The organism is Pseudomonas sp. VA159-2, from assembly GCF_024126635.1.
GTDB lineage: Bacteria > Pseudomonadota > Gammaproteobacteria > Pseudomonadales > Pseudomonadaceae > Aquipseudomonas > Aquipseudomonas muyukensis.
Window position 1 is genome coordinate 48,657 of the sequence record NZ_JAMYBV010000020.1, and the last position, 19,550, is coordinate 68,206.

Sequence of the window (19,550 nt, forward strand, 5' to 3'; positions counted from 1 at the left end):
TATTGACCACAAGGTCAAGCGTTGCTTAGAGTCCGCCCGAACAACAATAAAACCATTGCGAGGCCCTCCCCCGTGATCCAGTTTCTCGTCAACCAGGAGCTGCGCAGCGAGCACGCCCTGGACCCGAACATGACGGTGCTGCAGTACCTGCGCGAGCACCTGGGCAAGCCCGGCACCAAGGAAGGCTGCGCCAGCGGCGACTGCGGCGCCTGTACCGTGGTCGTCGGCGAACTGCTGCAGGACCAACAGGGCGGCGACAGTATCCGCTACCGCAGCCTGAACTCATGCCTGACGTTCGTCTCGTCGCTTCACGGAAAACAGCTGATCAGCGTCGAGGGCCTCAAGCACCAGGGCGAACTGCACAGCGTGCAACAGGCCATGGCCGACTGCCATGGCTCGCAATGCGGCTTCTGCACCCCAGGCTTCGTCATGTCGCTGTTCGCCTTGCAGAAGAACAGCAGCGGCCACCACCTGCACCAAGCCCAGGAAGCCCTGGCCGGCAACCTGTGCCGCTGCACCGGCTATCGGCCGATCCTCGACGCCGCCGAGCAGAGCTGCGCGCGCCCCTGCCGCGACCAGTTCGACACGCAGCAGGCCCAGACCATCGCCCGCCTCAAGGCCATTGCCCCGCAGCAGACCGGCGAGCTCAACAGCGGCGACAAGCGTTGCCTGGTGCCGCTGACCGTGGCGGACCTGGCCGAGCTGTACAGCTCGCACCCCGAGGCCCGGCTGCTGGCCGGCGGCACCGACCTGGCCCTGGAGGTCACCCAGTTCCATCGCACCTTGCCGGTGATGATCTACGTCGGCCATGTCGCCGAGCTCAAGCGCATCGACAAGAACGCCAGCCACCTGGAAATCGGCGCCGCCACCCCGCTGACCGACTGCTATACCGCGCTCAACGAGGAGTACCCCGACTTCGGTGCCCTGCTGCACCGCTTCGCCTCGCTGCAGATCCGCAACCAGGGCACCCTGGGCGGCAACATCGGCAACGCTTCGCCGATCGGCGATTCGCCGCCCCTGCTGATCGCCCTGGATGCGCAGATCGTCCTGCGCCAGGGCGAGCACCAGCGCACCCTGGCGCTGGAAGACTACTTCATCGACTACCGCATCACCGCGCGCCAGGACAGCGAGTTCATCGAGAAGATCATCGTGCCGCGCGCCAGCAACGACTGGACGTTCCGCGCCTACAAGGTGTCCAAGCGCCTGGATGACGACATCTCCGCCGTGTGCGCGGCATTCAACCTGAGCCTCGACAACGGCGTGGTCAGCGGCGTGCGCATCGCCTTCGGCGGCATGGCCGCCATCCCCAAGCGCGCCCGCGCCTGCGAAGCTGCCCTGCGCGGCAAGCCGTGGAACCAGGCCAGTATCGAGCGCGCCTGCCAGGCGCTGGCCGAGGACTTCACCCCGCTCAGCGACTTCCGCGCCAGCCGCGAGTACCGCCTGCTGACCGCGCAGAACCTGCTGCGCAAGTACTTCATCGAACTGCAAACGCCGCACATCGAAACCCGGGTGACCGCCTATGTCTAACCATCACGCCGTCAAGAGCCAGGCCGAGATGGCCGCACTGTTCAGCCAGGGCCTGACCACCGGGGTCGGCCGCAGCCTCAAGCACGACAGCGCCGACAAGCACGTGGCCGGCGAGGCGGTGTACATCGACGACCGCCTGGAATTCCCCAACCAGTTGCACGTCTATGCGCGCACCGCAGACCGCGCCCACGCGCGCATCCTGCGCATCGATACCGCGCCCTGCTACCAGTTCGAGGGCGTGCGCATCGCCATCACCCACGAAGACATTCCCGGGCTCAAGGACATCGGCCCGGTGGTCGCCGGCGACCCGCTGCTGGCCATCGACAAGGTCGAGTTCTTCGGCCAGCCGGTGCTGGCCGTGGCCGCCCGCGACCTGGACACCGCCCGCCGCGCCGCCATGGCCGCCATCGTCGAGTACGAAGACCTGGAGCCGGTGCTCGATGTGGTCGAGGCACTGCGCAAGCAGCACTTCGTGCTCGACAGCCACACCCACCAGCGCGGCGACTCGGCCGCCGCCTTGGCCAGCGCCCCGCACCGCATCCAGGGCAACCTGCACATCGGCGGCCAGGAGCACTTCTACCTGGAGACCCAGATCAGCTCGGTGATGCCCAGCGAAGACGGCGGCATGATCGTCTACTGCTCGACGCAGAACCCCACCGAGGTGCAGAAGCTGGTAGCCGAAGTGCTCGACGTGCCGATGCACAAGATCGTCGTCGACATGCGCCGCATGGGCGGTGGCTTTGGCGGCAAGGAAACCCAGGCCGCCAGCCCCGCGTGCCTGTGCGCGGTGATCGCGCGGCTGACCGGCCAGCCGACCAAGATGCGCCTGCCCCGGGTCGAGGACATGATGATGACCGGCAAGCGCCACCCGTTCTACGTCGAGTACGACGTCGGCTTCGACGACAGCGGCCGCCTGCATGGGATCAACTTCGACCTGGCCGGCAACTGCGGCTACTCGCCCGACCTGTCCGGTTCGATCGTCGACCGCGCCATGTTCCACGCCGACAACGCCTACTACCTGGGCGATGCCACGGTGCATGGCCATCGCTGCAAGACCAACACCGCCTCCAACACCGCCTACCGCGGTTTCGGCGGCCCCCAGGGGATGGTCGCCATCGAGCAGGTGATGGACCATATCGCCCGCCACCTGGCCCTCGACCCGCTGGCGGTGCGCAAGGCCAACTACTACGGCAAGACCGAGCGCAACGTCACTCACTACTACCAGACCGTCGAGCACAACCTGCTCGAGGAGATGACCGCCGACCTGGAGGCCAGCAGCGACTACCATGAGCGCCGCGAGTCGATCCGCCGCTTCAACGCCAACAGCCCGGTGCTGAAGAAGGGCCTGGCGCTGACCCCGGTGAAATTCGGCATCTCGTTCACCGCCACCTTCCTCAACCAGGCCGGCGCCTTGATCCACATCTATACCGACGGCAGCATCCACCTCAACCACGGCGGCACCGAAATGGGCCAGGGCCTGAACACCAAGGTGGCGCAGGTGGTGGCAGAGGTGTTCCAGGTGGACTTCGGCCGCATCCAGATCACCGCCACCAACACCGACAAGGTGCCCAATACTTCGCCGACCGCGGCCTCCAGCGGCGCCGACCTGAACGGCAAGGCGGCGCAGAACGCCGCCGAGATCCTCAAGAAGCGCCTCACCGAGTTCGCCGCGCGGCATTACAACGTCACCGAGGAAGACGTCGAGTTCCGCAACGGCCATGTGCGCCTGCGCGAGCAGATCGTCAGCTTCGAGCAACTGGTGCAGCAGGCGTACTTCGCCCAGGTGTCGCTGTCGACCACCGGTTTCTACCGCACGCCGAAGATCTTCTACGACCGCGCCCAGGCCCGTGGCCGGCCGTTCTACTACTACGCCTTCGGCGCCGCCTGCGTGGAGGTGATCGTCGACACCCTGACCGGCGAATACAAGATGCTGCGCGCCGATATCCTCCACGACGTGGGCGACTCGCTGAACCCGGCCATCGACATCGGCCAGGTCGAGGGTGGTTTCGTCCAGGGCATGGGCTGGCTGACCACCGAGGAACTGGTGTGGAACGCCAAGGGCAAGCTGATGACCAACGGGCCGGCCAGCTACAAGATCCCGGCGGTGGCCGACATGCCGCTGGACATGCGGGTCAAGCTGGTGGAAAACCGCAAGAACCCCGAGGACACGGTGTTCCATTCCAAGGCCGTGGGCGAGCCGCCGTTTATGCTCGGCATCGCCGCCTGGTGCGCGATCAAGGATGCGGTGGCAAGCATCGCCGACTACCGCGTGCAACCGAATATCGACGCGCCGTCGACGCCGGAGCGAGTGCTGTGGGGTTGTGAGCAGATGCGCAAGGCGGTGGCTGCGCAGCAACCTGCCGAACAGCAACTGGAACCGGTGACGCACTGATAACGCGGGCCCCTGTAGGCGCGGCCTTGTGTCGCGAAAGGGGCGCGAAGCGGCCCCAACCCCTGTGCAGCGATGAAGATTTCTGGGGCTGCCATGCAGCCCTTTCGCGACACAAGGCCGCTCCTACAAGGGCACGAGGAGGATGCAAATCATGCACCAATGGATCAACGCCCTCGCCGAGCATCAAGCCCGCGGCGAACCCTGCGTGCTGGTGACCATCATCGAGGAACGCGGCTCCACCCCGCGCAACGCCGGCTCGAAAATGGTGGTCAGCGCCAGCGCCCTGTACGACACCATCGGCGGCGGCCACCTGGAGTTCAAGGCCCTGCAGATCGCCCGGCAGATGCTCGAGGAGCAGCGCAGCACCCCGCACCTGGAGCGCTTCAGCCTCGGCGCCAGCCTCGGCCAGTGCTGCGGCGGCGCCACCGTGCTGCTGTTCGAGCCGATGACCGGAGTGCAGGCGCAGATCGCCGTGTTCGGCGCGGGCCATGTCGGCCGGGCTCTGGTACCCTTGCTCGCCGCCCTGCCCTGCCGGGTGCGCTGGATCGATTCGCGCGAGCAGGAATTCCCCGCGCTCATCCCCAACGGGGTGAGCAAGGTGGTCAGCGAGGAACCGGTCGACGAAGTCGCCGAGCTGCCCGCCGGCAGCTACTGCATCGTCATGACCCACAACCACCAGCTGGACCTGGAACTGACCGCCGCCATTCTCAAGCGCAATGATTTCACCTGGTTCGGCCTGATCGGCTCGAAGACCAAGCGCGTCAAGTTCGAGCACCGCCTGCGCGAGCGCGGCTTCGACGACGCGCTGATGGCGCGCATGCGCTGCCCGATGGGCCTGGCCGAGGTCAAGGGCAAGCTGCCGATCGAGATCGCCGTGTCCATCGCCGCCGAAATCATTGCCACCTACAACGCCTGCTTCGGCCAGCACGACGCTGGCGCCAACGCAGGCCCCATCGCCCAGTTGCTGCCGCCGTCCCGGCGCAGCCAAGCCATTTGACGAGAGCCTCATGAGCGCAACCCGCAAAGCCTACCGAGCCGCCATCCTGCACAGTATCGCCGACCCCGCCGAGGTCGGCCTGGAGGCGTCCTGCGAATACTATGAAGACGGCCTGCTGCTGGTCGACGACGGCCGCATCAGCGCCCTGGGCCATGCCAGCGCGCTGCTGCCGGGCCTGGCGAGCGATATCGTCGTGGAGCACTACCCGGACGCGCTGATCACCCCAGGCTTCATCGACACCCATATCCACTTCCCGCAGACCGGCATGATCGGCTCCTACGGCGAGCAGTTGCTGGACTGGCTGAACACCTATACCTTCCCGTGCGAGAAGCAGTTCGCCGACAAGGCCCATGCCGACCAGGTGGCGAAGATCTTCCTCAAGGAACTGCTGCGCAACGGCACCACCACCGCCCTGGTGTTCGGCAGCGTGCACCCCGCGTCGGTCAACGCCCTGTTCGAGGAGGCCGAGCGCCTGGACCTGCGCCTGATCGCCGGCAAGGTGATGATGGACCGCAACGCCCCCGACTACCTGACCGACACCGCCGAATCCAGCTACCGCGACAGCAAGGCGCTGATCGAGCGCTGGCACGGCAGGGGCCGCCTGCACTACGCGGTGACCCCGCGCTTCGCCCCGACCAGCACGCCGGAGCAGCTGGCCGCCGCCGGCCAGTTGCTCAAGGAGCACCCAGGCGTCTACCTGCATACCCACCTGTCGGAGAACCTCAAGGAGATCGACTGGGTCAAGGAACTGTTCCCCGAGCAGACAGGCTACCTGGACGTCTATGACCACTTCGAGCTGCTCGGCGAGCGCTCGGTGTTCGCCCACGGCGTGCACCTGTGCGACAGCGAATGCCAGCGCCTGGCCGAGACCGGCTCGGCCATCGCCTTCTGCCCGACCTCCAACCTGTTCCTCGGCAGCGGCCTGTTCAACCTGCCCCAGGCCGAACGCTTCAAGGTCAATGTCGGCCTGGGCACCGACGTCGGCGCCGGCACCAGCTTCTCGCTGCTCAACACCCTGAACGAGGCGTACAAGGTGATGCAGCTGCAGGGCGCACGCCTGCACCCCTACAAGTCGCTGTACCTGGCCACCCTTGGCGGCGCGCGTGCGCTGCGCCTGGACGACCGCATCGGCAGCCTGCGCCCGGGCAATGACGCCGACTTCGTGGTGCTCGACTACAAGGCCACCCCGCTGCTGGACTACCGCCTGCAGCAGTCCAGCAGCATCGAGGAGACGTTGTTCGTGCTCACCACCCTGGGCGACGATCGCACGGTGCGCGAGACCTACGCCGCCGGGCGTCGCGTGCACCAGCGCTAGGGCTGTTTCGCCAGCCCCCGGTACAGCGCACCGCCGATCGCCGCGCCGATCAGCGGTGCCAGCCAGAACAGCCACAGCTGTTGCAGCGCCCAGCCGCCGACGAACAAGGCAGGCCCGGTGCTGCGCGCCGGGTTCACCGAGGTATTGGTGACCGGGATCGAGATCAGGTGGATCAGGGTCAGCGCCAGGCCAATGGCGATCGGCGCGAACCCGGCCGGCGCCCGGGCATCGGTGGCGCCCATGATGATCACCAGGAACATCGCGGTCATCACCACCTCGCTGACAAAGCCCGCCGCCAGGCTGTAACCACCCGGCGAGTGCTCGGCATAGCCGTTGGAGGCCAGCCCGTTGGCCAGCTCGAAGCCGGGCTTGCCGCTGGCGATGAAATAGATCACCGCCGCGGCGAGAATCGCGCCGATCACCTGGGCAATCACATAGGGGAGCAATTCTCTAACCGGAAACCGCCCACCCACCACCAGGCCGAACGATACGGCGGGGTTGAGATGGCAACCGGAGATATGGCCGATGGCGAAGGCCATGGTCAGCACGGTCAGGCCAAAGGCGAAAGCGACGCCGAGCACCCCGATGCCGACCGGCGAACTGGCGGCCAGCACCGCGCTGCCACAGCCACCGAGCACCAACCAGAAGGTACCGACCAGCTCGGCACCCATGCGCACACCCAGGGAAGTAGTCATGGACCTCTCCTCAAGTCATTGGACGCAACGATTGCGCAAGCCCAACCACATTGAAAAGGGGTTTGCAACTAGTAAATCTATCAGGGTCCCGGCAAATGGCCAGTAACGACAAGGGCCGCTTCGCGCCCCATCGCCGGCAAGCCGGCTCCTACAGATGCTGCGCAGGTCGTGAATATTGCGCGGCCGAGGTAGGAGCCGGCTTGCCGGCGATGGGCCGCGAAGCGGCCCCTTGTTCATGCAGGCAAACGATCAACCCTTGGCGCTGGCCTTGGGCTTTTTCAGCAGGTGGGAGAACACCGCGTGCAGGTCGTCCGAGGCGCTTTCCTCGTCGAGGTTGAGCTTGCTGTCGATGTGGTCCATGTGATGCATCATCAGGCTCACCGCCTGCTCGGCATCACGCGCCTCGATGGCGTCGATCAGCTGCATGTGCTCGTCGTACGAGCAGTGCGAACGGTTGCCGCTCTCGTACTGGGCGATGATCAGCGACGTCTGCGACACCAGGCTGCGCTGGAAGCTCACCAATGGCGCGTTGCCGGCGGCCTCGGCCAGCTTGAGATGGAACTCCCCGGACAGGCGGATACCGGCGCCACGGTCGCCGCGGGAGAAACTGTCGCGCTCCTCGCGCACCATGTGGCGCAGTTCGTTGAGCTGCTCGAGGGTGGCGTGCTGCACCGCCAGCTCGGTGATGGCGCGCTCGACCATGCGCCGCGAGAAGAACACCTGGCGTGCCTCCTCGACCGTCGGGCTGGCCACCACCGCGCCGCGGTTGGGGCGCAGCAGCACCACGCTTTCGTGGGCCAGGCGCGACAGGGCGCGGCGGATGATGGTGCGGCTGACGCCGAAGATCTCGCCCAGCGCTTCCTCGCTCAACTTGGTGCCCGGTGCCAGGCGCTGCTCGAGGATCGCCTCGAAGATATGCGCGTAGACGATGTCGTCCTGGGTACCGCTGCGGCCGGCCTTGCCAGTGCGCGCAGGTTTTTTCAGAGGTTGCAGCTGTTCGTTCATGGGCTCTCGAGCACAAAGGATCTGCCAGTCGGACCGTGACTGTAATACCTGTCAGCGGGGGGATGGCAAGTCCAGGAAGAAGATAGTGGGCCAAGGTATGGCGCCATTGTACACAGGCTGACCCGTTTCTGCAGGTGGCCTTTTACCTATATAGCCGTTGTACGGCAGTTTGTAGGCACAAAAGATAAAACATTATTTGCATTCTTTGTACACAAAAGCATAATCCTGCGAGCAACTTCCTGACCCAAAGGTCAACAAAATGGTCGGTCGTCTGCCACCCCCCTCGCGAAGCCTCCCAGTGCATGGCTCAGGACCCGGCTTCGAACAACAAGAAAGACTTGAGGAGTACTCGCTGTGGAAAGCCGCAAATCCGAAGCACCTGCGCTGGATCTCGCCCCACCGCTCGAAACGGGCTGGCTGGAGCGGATTTTCAAACTCAAGCAGCATGGCAGCACCGTCCGAACCGAGTTGATCGCCGGCGTGACCACCTTCATCACCATGGCCTACATCATCTTCGTCAACCCCAACATCATGGCCGACGCCGGCATCGACCACGGCGCCGCGTTCGTCGCCACCTGCATCGCCGCCGCGCTGGGCTGCCTGCTGATGGGCCTGTACGCCAACTGGCCGGTGGGCCTGGCGCCGGGCATGGGGCTCAATGCCTTCTTCACCTATACCGTGGTCGGCACCATGGGCTACAACTGGGAAACGGCGCTGGGGGCAGTGTTCGTCTCGGGCGTGCTGTTCATGTTCTTGACGGTTTCACGCGTGCGTGAGTGGCTGCTCAACAGCATTCCGGTAAGCCTGCGCCATGCCATGGGGGCCGGCGTCGGCTTGTTCCTCGGGCTGATCGGCCTGAAGACCGCCGGCATCATCGTCGACAGCCCGGCCACGCTGGTCAAGCTGGGCTCGCTGCATGAGCCCGGCCCGCTGCTGGCGGCAGTGTGCTTTCTGCTGATCGCCATCCTCAGCTACAAGCGGGTGTTCGGCGCCATCCTGATCAGCATCATCGGCGTCACCCTGGCCGGCTGGGGCCTGGGCCTGGTCAAGTTCGGCGGGGTGGTATCGATGCCGCCGAGCCTGGCTCCGACCTGGATGGCCATGGACGTGGTCGGCGTGTTCAATGTCAGCATGATCAGCGTGGTGCTGGCGTTCCTGTTCGTGCACATGTTCGACACCGCTGGCACCTTGATGGGCGTGGCCCAGCGCGCCAACCTGGTGGCGCCGGATGGGCGCATCGAAAACCTGTCACGGGCGCTCAAGGCCGACAGTACCTCCAGCGTGTTCGGCGCGGTGGTCGGCGTGCCGCCGGTGACCAGCTACGTGGAAAGTGCCGCGGGCGTGGCGGCAGGCGGGCGTACCGGCCTGACGGCCGTGGTAGTGGGGATACTGTTCATCGCCGCGATGTTCTTCGCCCCGCTGGCAGGGATGATCCCGGCCTATGCCACCGCTGGCGCACTCATCTATGTAGCGATGCTGATGATGGGCAGCATGGCGCATATCGAGTGGGACGAAGCCACCGACAGCATTCCGGCGATCGTCACGGTGATCATGATGCCGCTGACCTTCTCGGTGGCCGACGGCATCGCCCTGGGCTTCATCAGCTATGTGGCGCTGAAGGCGGGTACCGGCAAGTACAAGGAGATCTCGGCGAGCCTGTGGGTGCTGTGCCTGATCTTCATTGCCAAGTTCGTGTTCCTCTGACCTCGCAGCAACAACCAAGGGCGCCGCGGCGCCCTTTCTTGCGTCTGCTCGGCATGCCGGCTTGCACACATCTCCCTGTAGGAGCGGCCTTGTGTCGCGAATGGGCTGCGCAGCGGCCCCAGGGTCTCGGCCTCATACAACATTGCCGGGGCTGCTGCGCAGCCCTTTCGCGACACAAGGCCGCTCCTACACAAATCGTGCAGCCCAACGTTCCGGGAAAACAGCAGACGAAAAAAAGCCCGCCAGTGTGAGAGCGGGCCAAGGACCTACGAAGATTCTTCTAGCGACCAACTAGCTTCCACGATAGGTCGAATAGCTGTACGGCGAGATCAGCAATGGCACGTGGTAGTGCTCCTGCTGCTCGTCGATGCCAAAGCGCAGCACGACCACGTCGAGAAACGCGGTGTCAGGCAGCTTCACGCCCTTGGCGCGGTAGTAGTCACCGGCACTGAACTGCAACTGATAAACGCCGGTACGGTAATCGTCGCCCTGCAGCAGTGGCGCGTCGACGCGGCCATCGCTGTTGGTCAGTGCGCTGTTCACCAGTTCCAGCTGCTGGCCTTCGACGCGATACAGCTCGACCTTGATCGAGCTGCCCGGGCAGCCATGCGCGGCGTCCAGTACGTGTGTGGTCAAACGTCCCATTTGCTTGTCGCCTCTTGTCGTATGCGTGGGCAAAAAATACACGGCAATCACCGGGCGCGGGGCCTGCGGCGTGCGGGAATGAGGCCATTAAGACAGTTTGATTCGAAATTGTACACAATTTTTTATCTGCCTCCGACGCAACGCCCGCAAACACTCCGCCAGTCGCAAAGACACGGCCCATGCCGACGCCAACGTCATTAGCTGACCAACTGGGCAGGTTTCTTGCAAGGTATCTTGCGCCGACAAATGGGCAGAAATGCGGAAAAACAGGCTTACAAAAGATTTCAGAACTTGTATACAATCACTCCATCCGGTGGTGCGACACCCTGACGCGGCCCGCCCACCCCCGCACTGAACGTACAAGAAGGAAGACTGCAGTGAGCGCTGACTACCCTCGCGACCTGATCGGTTACGGCAACAACCCACCTCATCCGCAATGGCCGGGGAATGCCCGCATTGCACTGTCGTTCGTGCTCAACTACGAAGAAGGTGGCGAGCGCAACATCCTGCACGGCGACAAGGAGTCCGAAGCGTTCCTTTCCGAAATGGTCGCCGCCCAGCCGCTGCAGGGCGCGCGCAACATGAGCATGGAATCGCTCTACGAATACGGCAGCCGCGCCGGCGTCTGGCGCCTGCTCAAGCTGTTCAAGGACAGCGGCGTGCCGCTGACCGTGTTCGCCGTGGCCATGGCCGCCCAGCGCCACCCCGACGTGATTCGCGCCATGGTCGAGGCCGGCCACGAAATCTGCAGCCACGGCTACCGCTGGATCGACTACCAGTACATGGACGAGGCCCAGGAACGCGAGCACATGCTCGAAGCCATCCGCATCCTCACCGAGCTCACCGGCGAGCGCCCGCAAGGCTGGTACACCGGCCGCACCGGCCCGAACACCCGGCGCCTGGTGATGGAGGAAGGCGGCTTCCTCTACGACAGCGACACCTACGACGACGACCTGCCCTACTGGGAGCCGAACAACCCCACCGGCAAGCCGCACCTGGTGATCCCCTACACCCTGGACACCAACGACATGCGCTTCACCCAGGTGCAGGGCTTCAACTGCGGCGAACAGTTCTTCCAGTACCTCAAGGATGCTTTCGACGTGCTTTACGCCGAAGGCGCCGAAGCGCCGAAGATGCTCTCGATCGGCCTGCACTGCCGCCTGGTCGGCCGCCCGGCGCGCCTGGCCGCGCTCAAGCGTTTCGTCGACTACGCCAAGAGCCACGAGCAGGTCTGGTTCGCCCGTCGCGTGGACATCGCCCGCCACTGGCACGCCACCCATCCGTACAAGAAAGAGAACGCCTGATGACCGCCTTCACTACCCTCACCCCTTCCACCCTGGGCCGCGCCGCCTTCGTCGAGGCCTTCGCCGACATCTACGAGCACTCGCCGTGGGTCGCCGAAAAAGCCTACGACCTCGGCCAGCTGGGTGAACTGGACGAGATCGAGGCGCTGCACCAGCGCATGAGCGACATTCTGCTGAGCGCCAACCACGCCGACCAGCTGGCGCTGATCAACGCCCACCCGGACCTCGCCGGCAAGGCCGCGATCCAGGGCGAGCTGACCGAATCGAGCACCAACGAACAGGCCGGCGCCGGTATCCACCAGTGCAGCGCCGAGGAGTTCGCCCGCTTCACCGAACTGAACGACGCCTACAAGGCCAAGTTCCAGTTCCCGTTCATCATGGCGGTCAAGGGCAGCAACCGGCACCAGATCCTCGCCGCCTTCGAAAACCGCATCCACAACGACCCGGATGCCGAGTTCAAGGAAGCCCTGGCGCAGATCAACCTGATCGCCCTGTTCCGCCTGCTGCAGCTGTAAGGCACAGGCTGCGCCCTGGCCCGAGTGCGTGACGCGTCCGCACCCAGGGCCCCGGCCAGCCAGGCCACCAACATCCAGAACAACGAATAGAAGAGATAACCGCATGCGCACCCTGATGATCGAACCCCTGAGCAAAGAAGCCTTCGCCCCCTTCGGTGACGTGATCGAAACCGACGGCAGCGACCACTTCATGATCAACAACGGTTCGACCATGCGCTTCCACAAGCTCGCCACGGTCGAGACCGCCGAGCCCGAGGACAAGGCGATCATCAGCATCTTCCGCGCCGATGCGCTGGACATGCCGCTGACCGTACGCATGCTGGAACGCCATCCGCTGGGCAGCCAGGCTTTCATCCCGCTGCTCGGCAACCCCTTTCTGATCGTGGTCGCGCCCGTTGGCGATGCACCTGTATCAGGCTTGGTCCGCGCCTTCCGCAGTAATGGCAGGCAGGGCATTAATTACCATCGCGGCGTCTGGCACCACCCGGTGCTGACGATCGAAAAGCGGGATGACTTCCTGGTGGTTGATCGCAGTGGTTCCGGCAACAACTGCGATGAGCATTACTTCCCCGAGGAACAGATGTTGATCCTCAATCCCCACCAATAAGAAAAGGTCGGTCATCCCAGGGTCCGCCCCGAGGGTAGCCGGCGAGAGGTACATACTGTGGAAGCACACCTTCACGAATGGCTGAACCTGAGCATTCGCTGGGTTCACATGATCACCGGCGTGGCCTGGATCGGTGCATCGTTCTACTTTGTCTGGCTGGAGAACCACCTGAACCGCAGCAACCCGCGCGATGGGTTGTCGGGTGACCTCTGGGCCATCCACGGTGGCGGTATCTACCACCTGGAAAAATACAAGCTGGCACCCCCGAAAATGCCCGAGAACCTGCACTGGTTCAAATGGGAAGCCTACTTCACCTGGATGTCCGGGATCGCCCTGCTGTGCGTGGTGTTCTACTGGAACCCGACGCTGTACCTGCTGGCCCCGGGCAGCTCCCTGAGCGGTGCCGAGGGCGTGGCCATCGGTATCGGCTCGCTGATCGCCGGCTGGTTCATCTACGACTTCCTCTGCGACTCGCCCCTGGGCAAGAAGCCGGCCCTGCTCGGCGCCGTGCTGTTCGTGCTGATCATCGCCGCCTGCTGGGGCTTCAGCCTGGTGTTCAGCGGCCGTGGCGCCTACCTGCACACCGGCGCGATCATCGGCACCATCATGGTGGGCAACGTGTTCCGCATCATCATGCCGGCCCAGCGCCAGCTGGTGGCGGCCATCGAGAACAACCAGACCCCCGACCCGGTATTGCCGGCCAAGGGCCTGCTGCGTTCGCGCCACAACAACTACTTCACCCTGCCGGTGCTGTTCATCATGATCAGCAACCACTTCCCGAGCACCTATGGCAGCCAGTACAACTGGCTGATCCTGGCCGGGATCGCGGTGGCCGCGGTGTTGATCCGTCACTACTTCAACACCCGCCACGACAGCAACAAGTACGCCTGGACCCTGCCCGTGGGCGCCCTGGCGATGATCTGCCTGGCCTACGTGACCGGCCCCAAGCCGCTGCCGAGCGCCCCTGAGCAGGCCGCCGCCAAGGTCGAGTACCAGCCGTTGCCAGCCACCGCGGTAGGTGGCAAGACTGCCGCCGAGCTGCGCGCCGAGGAGGCCGCCAAGCCTGCCCAGGCGCCTGCCGAGCAACCGGCCCAGGCCAGTGCCCAGGCCGCCACCGGTGGCTTCGGCAAGATCCACGACGTCATCCAGGAACGCTGCACCGTGTGCCACTCGGCCAAGCCGACCAGCCCGTTGTTCAGCGCCGCCCCGGCCGGCGTGATGTTCGACACCCCGCAGCAGATCCAGGCCCAGGCCGCGCGCATCCAGGCGCAGGCCGTGGCCAGCCAGATCATGCCGCTGGGCAACATCACCCAAATGACCGTCGAGGAACGCAAGCTGGTCGGCGACTGGATCGCCAAAGGCGCGCAGGTCAACTGAGACACCCTCGGGGCGAAATCGCCCCGCGACGAGGCCGGCACTCCCGGCCTCGATTACCAGCTCCAAGCAACAAGCAAGCATCGAGCGTACGTCTTCACGCGGGCCACCAGTCTCCTTCACCGGAGCCTGCCACGTGAAGTCGCCCGCTTGGATCCGAGAATAAAAACAAAACTCGAGGTGCTGCATGTCCGAGTCACCCAAGGCGTACATCCCCGTTGCGCCGCCACGACAGCCCCTGCCCCTGTTCCAGCTGATCCTGGTGGGTCTGCAACATGTGCTGCTGATGTACGGGGGCGCCATCGCCGTGCCCCTGATCATCGGCCAGGCCGCCGGCCTGTCCCGCGAGGAAGTCGCCTTCCTGATCAACGCCGACCTGCTGGTCGCCGGCGTTGCCACCATCATCCAATCCTTCGGTATCGGCCCGGTCGGCATTCGCATGCCGGTCATGATGGGCGCCAGCTTCGCCGCGGTCGGCAGCATGGTGGCCATGGCCGGCATGCCCGGCGTCGGCCTGCCGGGGATCTTCGGCGCAACCATCGCCGCCGGCTTCTTCGGCATGCTGATCGCGCCGTTCATGTCCAAGGTCGTGCGCTTCTTCCCGCCGCTGGTAACCGGCACGGTCATCACCTCCATCGGCCTGTCGCTGTTCCCGGTGGCGGTCAACTGGGCCGGCGGCGGGCAACAGGCCACGGCCTTCGGCGCGCCGATCTACCTGATGGTCGCCGGCTTGGTGCTGGCGGTGATCCTGCTGATCAACCGCTTCATGCGTGGTTTCTGGGTCAACGTCTCGGTGCTGGTGGGCATGGGCCTGGGCTACATCCTCGCCGGCGCCATCGGCATGGTCGACCTGTCGGGCCTGGACCAGGCGCCGTGGCTGCAGGTGGTCACCCCGTTGCACTTCGGCATGCCGACCTTCAGCCTGGCGCCGATCCTGTCGATGTGCCTGGTGGTGGTGATCATCTTCGTCGAGTCCACCGGCATGTTCCTCGCCCTGGGCAAGGTGACCGACCGTGAAGTGACCCCGGGGATGCTGCGCCGCGGCTTGCTGTGCGACGCTGGCGCCTCGTTCATCGCCGGTTTCTTCAACACCTTCACCCACTCCTCGTTCGCCCAGAACATCGGCCTGGTGCAGATGACCGGGGTACGCTGCCGCTACGTCACGGTGATGGCCGGGGCGCTGCTGATCCTGCTCAGCCTGCTGCCCAAGGCGGCGTTCCTGATCGCCTCGATCCCGCCTGCGGTACTGGGCGGCGCGTCCATCGCCATGTTCGGCATGGTCACCGCCACCGGGATCAAGATCCTCCAGGAGGCGGACATCGCCGACCGTCGCAATCAGCTACTGGTGGCGGTGAGCGTCGGTTTCGGCCTGATCCCGGTGGTGCGCCCGGAGTTCTTCGCGCAGATGCCGCAGTGGATGGAACCGATCACCCACAGCGGTATCGCCATGGCCACCCTCAGCGCCCTGGTGCTGAACCTGTTGTTCAACATCCTCGGCGGCGCCGAGCGCGCCGCGCACAACGACGCCTGTCATCAGCATTGAGTGACCAGGGGCGGCGCCTCGCCGGCCGCCCCGCTCCACCCCTGTCGTAACGCACTACCGTCGGCCCGCCGGAATGGGCCGCCCGGGGCGCCTGCGCGCCAAAAAAGCCCAAACAAAAACAATAAGTCCGGGAATCACAACATGAAGCGCATCACCTCGTCCGTTTTGCTCGGCAGCACCTTGCTGGCCACCCTCCCCGCCCACGCCGGCGAATGGCTGCAGTGGCACGGCGAAAGCCTGACCTACCTGTATGGCAAGGACTTCAAGGTCAACCCTTCGATCCAGCAGACAATCACCTTCGAGCACGCCAACAAATGGAAGTACGGCGATACCTTCCTGTTCGTCGACAAGATCTTCTACAACGGCAAGGCCGACCCCGGCAAAGGCGTGACCACCTACTACGGCGAATTCAGCCCGCGCCTGTCGTTCGGCAAGATCCTCGACCGCAACCTGGCCTTCGGCCCGATCAAGGATGTGCTGCTGGCCATGACCTACGAACGTGGCGAGGGCGACAACGAGGCCTACCTGATCGGCCCCGGCTTCGACCTGAACGTGCCCGGCTTCAACTACTTCACCCTGAACTTCTACGTGCGCAACACCGAAGGCAGCCGCCCCGGCGACAACGTCTGGCAGATCACCCCGGCCTGGTCGTACACCATCCCGGTGGGCAAGTCCGACATTCTGATCGACGGTTACATCGATTGGGTGGTGGACAACGACCAGACCCGCCGCGGCACCTACCACGCCAACCTGCAGTTCAACCCACAGGTCAAGTACGACCTGGGCAAGGCCTTGAACCTGGGCGCCAAGCAGCTCTACGTGGGCTTTGAGTACAGCTACTGGAAGGACAAGTACGGCATCGACAGCCGCGGCAAGCTGGACAGCAACCAGAGTGTCGCCAGTGCCCTGGTGAAGGTGCATTTCTAACCCGACGGGCGCTCGCCCAACCCCGTGACACCGTGCTCCGGGACGGAGCACTTGAGGCCCGGCGCGCAAGTGAGTAATCTGCGCGCCCCCTCGATCGGGGCAGGAAGGATCCTGCCCGCGTTTGCTGACCGCCAAGTCAATGATTCCGGGCGGTTGGCCGACGTGTTGCCAGCGTGAAATACCCATTTCATCCGTTCAGAAAGACGTCGAGCAGGATGGTTGTGCCCAACGTGGAAAAGTTGGCGCAGCGCTTGCCAAACAGCTGTGGCCAATCGAAAAAAGCTGACCCAAAAGACAAGAACAGCGCCCGAGCGCTGACAACAGATCCAACTCAAGGGAGCGACACTCGCAATGCGTACCATCAACAGCCTGATCCTCGCCGCTGGCCTGCTGGCCTACGGCGCCAGCCAAGCCGGCGACCTGCTGCAATGGCAGAACAACAGCCTGACCTACCTGTGGGGCAAGAACTTCAAGGTCAACCCCGAGACCCAGCAGACCGTGACCTTCGAGCACGCCGATGCATGGAAGTACGGCGACAACTTCTTCTTCTTCGACAAGATTTTCTACCAGGGCAAGAAGGACGCCAGCAACGGCCCGAACACCTACTACGGCGAGTTCAGCCCGCGCCTTTCGTTCGGCAAGATCTTCGACCAGAAGCTCGAGTTCGGCCCAGTGAAGGACGTGTTGCTGGCAATGACCTACGAGTTCGGCGAAGGTGACACCGAAGCCTACCTGATCGGCCCCGGCTTCGACCTGGCGATCCCTGGCTTCGACTACTTCCAGCTGAACTTCTACCAGCGCACCACCGACGGCAGCCGTCCGGGCGACAACGTCTGGCAGATCACCCCGGTGTGGTCGTACACCCTTCCGGTGGGCTCCTCCGACATTCTCATCGACGGTTTCATGGACTGGGTGGTGGACAACGACGAGAACCGTCGCGGCACCTATCAGGCGAACCTGCACTTCAACCCGCAGGTCAAGTACGACCTGGGCAAGGCCTTGCACCTGGGCGAGAAGCAGTTGTACGTGGGTATCGAGTACGACTACTGGAAGAACAAGTACGGCATCAAGGACAGCGATGCCTTCACCACCGATCAGAACACCATGAGCTTCCTGGTGAAGGTGCACTTCTGATCTGATGCATAACCTGTAGGAGCGGCCTTGTGTCGCGATGGGCCGCGCAGCGGCCCTGGCGATTTTGCATGATGCCGAGATCCTGGGGCCGCTGCGCGGCCCTTTCGCGACGCAAGGCCGCTCCTACAGGCGATCCGGGAAAGGCCCCGGGCAGGCGCTTCAGTTGGCCTGTTTTACCGCCCGCCACAACTTGCTGGCCACAGCTACCACCGCCAGCACCACGGCCCCGGCAATCACCCCCGCCACACCATTGAGCAAGGCCCCGGTCAACGCCCCGCCCCGGCCTTCGCTGAACGCCTCGATGGCGTGATGCAGCGGCGCGATGCCATGCACCAGGATGCCGCCACCGACCAGGAACATCGCCGCGGTGCCGATCACCGACAGGCTCTTCATCATGTACGGCGCCGCGCGCAGGATGCCGTTACCCACGGCGCGGGCCAGGCTCGACGCCTTCTGCGTCATCCACAGCCCCAGGTCGTCGAGCTTGACGATACCGGCCACCAGGCCGTAGACCCCCAGGGTCATGACGACGGCGATGCCCGACAGCACGATGATCTGCTGGCTCAGCGGCGCATCGGCCACGGTGCCCAGGGTGATGGCGATGATCTCGGCAGAGAGGATGAAGTCGGTGCGCACCGCGCCCTTGATCTTGCTTTTCTCATAAGCCACCAGGTCGACATTGGCATCGGCCACCGCCTCCTTGCGCGCCTCATGCTCAGCCTGGTCCTGCGCCTTGCTGTGCAGGAACTTGTGCGCCAGTTTCTCGAAGCCCTCGAAGCACAGGTAGGCGCCACCGAGCATCAGCAGCGGGATCACCGCCCAAGGGATGAACGCGCTGATCAACAGCGCCGCCGGCACCAGGATCGCCTTGTTCAGCAGCGAGCCCTTGGCCACCGCCCAGACCACCGGGATCTCCCGCTCGGCGCGCACGCCCGTGACCTGCTGGGCGTTGAGCGCCAGGTCGTCGCCCAGCACCCCGGCGGTCTTCTTCGCCGCGACCTTGGTCATCAGCGAGACATCGTCGAGCACCGTGGCGATGTCGTCGATCAATACCAGTAGACTGCTTCCTGCCATGTTTGCCTGTTTCCAGTGGGTTGAATGCTGCGAATTCTAGCCGAAAGTCGCTGCCTTGAGCGTCCGTCGGAGCGGGTGCTACCATGCCGGACCCTTCTTGCAAGGGGCCAGACACGAGGAAGATCCCCGACAATGAGCACCATTCGCGAGCGCAACAAGGAACTGATCCTGCGCGCGGCCAGTGAAGAATTCGCCGACAAGGGCTTCGCCGCCACCAAGACCAGCGATATCGCGGCCAAGGCCGGCTTGCCCAAGCCGAACGTCTATTACTATTTCAAGTCGAAGGAAAACCTCTACCGCGAGGTGCTGGAGAGCATCATCGCGCCGATCATGCAGGCGTCGACGCCGTTCAACGCCGACGGTGATCCAAAAGAGGTGTTGAGCGCCTACATTCGCTCGAAGGTGCGCATCTCCCGCGACCTGCCGCATGCCTCCAAGGTGTTCGCCAGCGAGATCATGCACGGCGCGCCGCACTTGTCGCCGCGCCAGGTCGAGCAGCTCAACGAGCAGGCCCGGCACAACATCGAATGCATCCAGCGCTGGCTCGAACGCGGGCAGATCGCCAATGTCGACCCGCACCACCTGATGTTCAGCATCTGGGCGGCGACCCAGACCTACGCCGATTTCGACTGGCAGATTGCCGTGGTGACCGGCAAGGCCAAGCTGGACGACAGCGACTACGACGCGGCGGCCGAGACCATCATCCGCCTGGTGCTCAAGGGCTGCGAGCCTGAGGCCGCCTGACCGGCCAATGGGGCTGCTTTGCAGCCCATCGCGACACAAGGCCGCTCC

The 19,550-nt window shown here is 64.5% G+C and carries 17 protein-coding genes; 13 read left to right on the top strand and 4 right to left on the bottom strand.

Annotated features, from left to right (window positions below):
• The first annotated feature begins 72 nt into the window (after positions 1 to 72).
• From xdhA to guaD, 4 genes are all read left to right on the top strand, one after another.
• On the top strand, positions 73 to 1,527 hold the full coding sequence (xdhA, locus tag NJG22_RS18485; protein ID WP_253096514.1) for a xanthine dehydrogenase small subunit: 1,455 nt from the start codon (positions 73 to 75) through the stop codon (positions 1,525 to 1,527).
• Positions 1,520 to 3,919, top strand: a complete 2,400-nt coding sequence (xdhB, locus tag NJG22_RS18490; protein WP_253096515.1) for a xanthine dehydrogenase molybdopterin binding subunit — start codon at positions 1,520 to 1,522, stop codon at positions 3,917 to 3,919. Before xdhA ends, xdhB begins: the two co-directional genes overlap by 8 nt.
• Positions 3,920 to 4,070: 151 nt before the next feature.
• Positions 4,071 to 4,916: a xanthine dehydrogenase accessory protein XdhC gene (gene xdhC / locus NJG22_RS18495; protein ID WP_253096516.1), complete on the top strand. Its 846-nt coding sequence runs from the start codon at positions 4,071 to 4,073 to the stop codon at positions 4,914 to 4,916.
• A gap of 10 nt (positions 4,917 to 4,926) precedes the next feature.
• Positions 4,927 to 6,231 carry a guanine deaminase gene (gene guaD / locus NJG22_RS18500; protein WP_253096517.1) on the top strand — a complete coding sequence of 435 codons (1,305 nt, stop codon included), beginning with the start codon at positions 4,927 to 4,929 and terminating at the stop codon, positions 6,229 to 6,231.
• On the opposite strand, the gene aqpZ is transcribed toward guaD, so the two are convergent.
• Both aqpZ and NJG22_RS18510 read right to left on the bottom strand, forming a co-directional pair.
• Positions 6,228 to 6,926 carry an aquaporin Z gene (gene aqpZ, locus NJG22_RS18505; RefSeq protein WP_253096518.1) on the bottom strand — a complete coding sequence of 233 codons (699 nt, stop codon included), beginning with the start codon at positions 6,924 to 6,926 and terminating at the stop codon, positions 6,228 to 6,230. The two genes, guaD and aqpZ, sit on opposite strands and share 4 nt — an antisense overlap.
• Before the next feature lie 249 nt (positions 6,927 to 7,175).
• Positions 7,176 to 7,931, bottom strand: coding sequence for a GntR family transcriptional regulator (locus tag NJG22_RS18510; protein ID WP_217853669.1), 756 nt, complete (start codon positions 7,929 to 7,931; stop codon positions 7,176 to 7,178).
• Between the two features lie 354 nt (positions 7,932 to 8,285).
• Between NJG22_RS18510 and NJG22_RS18515 the strand changes: the two genes are divergently transcribed.
• Positions 8,286 to 9,635, top strand: a complete 1,350-nt coding sequence (locus NJG22_RS18515) for an NCS2 family permease (protein ID WP_253096519.1) — start codon at positions 8,286 to 8,288, stop codon at positions 9,633 to 9,635.
• 291 nt (positions 9,636 to 9,926) lie between these two features.
• Here NJG22_RS18515 and uraH read toward each other — a convergent pair whose 3' ends face one another.
• The gene (gene uraH, locus NJG22_RS18520) at positions 9,927 to 10,280 is read right to left on the bottom strand and encodes a hydroxyisourate hydrolase (RefSeq protein WP_253096520.1); all 354 of its coding nucleotides are present in this window, start codon (positions 10,278 to 10,280) and stop codon (positions 9,927 to 9,929) included.
• A gap of 377 nt (positions 10,281 to 10,657) precedes the next feature.
• On the opposite strand from uraH, the gene puuE reads away from it, so the two are divergent.
• The 7 genes from puuE to NJG22_RS18555 all read left to right on the top strand — a co-directional run bounded on the left by puuE (position 10,658) and on the right by NJG22_RS18555 (position 17,684).
• A complete protein-coding gene (gene puuE, locus NJG22_RS18525; RefSeq protein WP_217848824.1) occupies positions 10,658 to 11,584 on the top strand; it encodes an allantoinase PuuE in 927 nt (308 codons plus the stop codon).
• Positions 11,584 to 12,099: a 2-oxo-4-hydroxy-4-carboxy-5-ureidoimidazoline decarboxylase gene (gene uraD / locus NJG22_RS18530; RefSeq protein ID WP_253096521.1), complete on the top strand. Its 516-nt coding sequence runs from the start codon at positions 11,584 to 11,586 to the stop codon at positions 12,097 to 12,099. Before puuE ends, uraD begins: the two co-directional genes overlap by 1 nt.
• 103 nt (positions 12,100 to 12,202) lie before the next feature.
• Entirely contained in the window at positions 12,203 to 12,706 is a 504-nt protein-coding gene (locus NJG22_RS18535) for an ureidoglycolate lyase (protein ID WP_217848828.1), read from the top strand.
• Positions 12,707 to 12,763: 57 nt separating this feature from the next.
• The gene (locus NJG22_RS18540) at positions 12,764 to 14,083 is read left to right on the top strand and encodes a urate hydroxylase PuuD (protein ID WP_253096522.1); all 1,320 of its coding nucleotides are present in this window, start codon (positions 12,764 to 12,766) and stop codon (positions 14,081 to 14,083) included.
• Positions 14,084 to 14,267: 184 nt separating this feature from the next.
• Positions 14,268 to 15,623, top strand: coding sequence for a nucleobase:cation symporter-2 family protein (locus NJG22_RS18545; protein ID WP_253096523.1), 1,356 nt, complete (start codon positions 14,268 to 14,270; stop codon positions 15,621 to 15,623).
• Positions 15,624 to 15,764: 141 nt separating this feature from the next.
• Complete coding sequence (locus tag NJG22_RS18550; protein WP_253096524.1) at positions 15,765 to 16,550, top strand: outer membrane protein OmpK; 786 nt, start codon at positions 15,765 to 15,767, stop codon at positions 16,548 to 16,550.
• 351 nt (positions 16,551 to 16,901) lie between these two features.
• Positions 16,902 to 17,684: an outer membrane protein OmpK gene (locus NJG22_RS18555; protein WP_253096525.1), complete on the top strand. Its 783-nt coding sequence runs from the start codon at positions 16,902 to 16,904 to the stop codon at positions 17,682 to 17,684.
• A gap of 159 nt (positions 17,685 to 17,843) precedes the next feature.
• Here NJG22_RS18555 and NJG22_RS18560 read toward each other — a convergent pair whose 3' ends face one another.
• Positions 17,844 to 18,758 (bottom strand): DUF808 domain-containing protein, encoded by a 915-nt coding sequence (locus NJG22_RS18560; RefSeq protein WP_253096526.1) that lies wholly within the window; start codon positions 18,756 to 18,758, stop codon positions 17,844 to 17,846.
• 132 nt (positions 18,759 to 18,890) lie between these two features.
• Here NJG22_RS18560 and NJG22_RS18565 point away from each other — a divergent pair, with 132 nt between their 5' ends.
• Complete coding sequence (locus tag NJG22_RS18565; protein ID WP_253096527.1) at positions 18,891 to 19,502, top strand: TetR/AcrR family transcriptional regulator; 612 nt, start codon at positions 18,891 to 18,893, stop codon at positions 19,500 to 19,502.
• Positions 19,503 to 19,550 lie beyond the last annotated feature (48 nt).

Bases quoted from the DNA above. Each gene is read 5' to 3' on its own strand.
- xdhB (WP_253096515.1), top strand. From the start codon at position 1,520: ATGTCTAACCATCACGCCGTCAAGAGCCAGGCCGAGATGGCCGCACTG.
- xdhC (WP_253096516.1), top strand. From the start codon at position 4,071: ATGCACCAATGGATCAACGCCCTCGCCGAGCATCAAGCCCGCGGCGAA.
- guaD (WP_253096517.1), top strand. From the start codon at position 4,927: ATGAGCGCAACCCGCAAAGCCTACCGAGCCGCCATCCTGCACAGTATC.
- aqpZ (WP_253096518.1), bottom strand. From the start codon at position 6,926: ATGACTACTTCCCTGGGTGTGCGCATGGGTGCCGAGCTGGTCGGTACC.
- NJG22_RS18510 (WP_217853669.1), bottom strand. From the start codon at position 7,931: ATGAACGAACAGCTGCAACCTCTGAAAAAACCTGCGCGCACTGGCAAG.
- uraH (WP_253096520.1), bottom strand. From the start codon at position 10,280: ATGGGACGTTTGACCACACACGTACTGGACGCCGCGCATGGCTGCCCG.
- uraD (WP_253096521.1), top strand. From the start codon at position 11,584: ATGACCGCCTTCACTACCCTCACCCCTTCCACCCTGGGCCGCGCCGCC.
- NJG22_RS18535 (WP_217848828.1), top strand. From the start codon at position 12,203: ATGCGCACCCTGATGATCGAACCCCTGAGCAAAGAAGCCTTCGCCCCC.
- NJG22_RS18545 (WP_253096523.1), top strand. From the start codon at position 14,268: ATGTCCGAGTCACCCAAGGCGTACATCCCCGTTGCGCCGCCACGACAG.
- NJG22_RS18550 (WP_253096524.1), top strand. From the start codon at position 15,765: ATGAAGCGCATCACCTCGTCCGTTTTGCTCGGCAGCACCTTGCTGGCC.
- NJG22_RS18555 (WP_253096525.1), top strand. From the start codon at position 16,902: ATGCGTACCATCAACAGCCTGATCCTCGCCGCTGGCCTGCTGGCCTAC.
- NJG22_RS18560 (WP_253096526.1), bottom strand. From the start codon at position 18,758: ATGGCAGGAAGCAGTCTACTGGTATTGATCGACGACATCGCCACGGTG.
- NJG22_RS18565 (WP_253096527.1), top strand. From the start codon at position 18,891: ATGAGCACCATTCGCGAGCGCAACAAGGAACTGATCCTGCGCGCGGCC.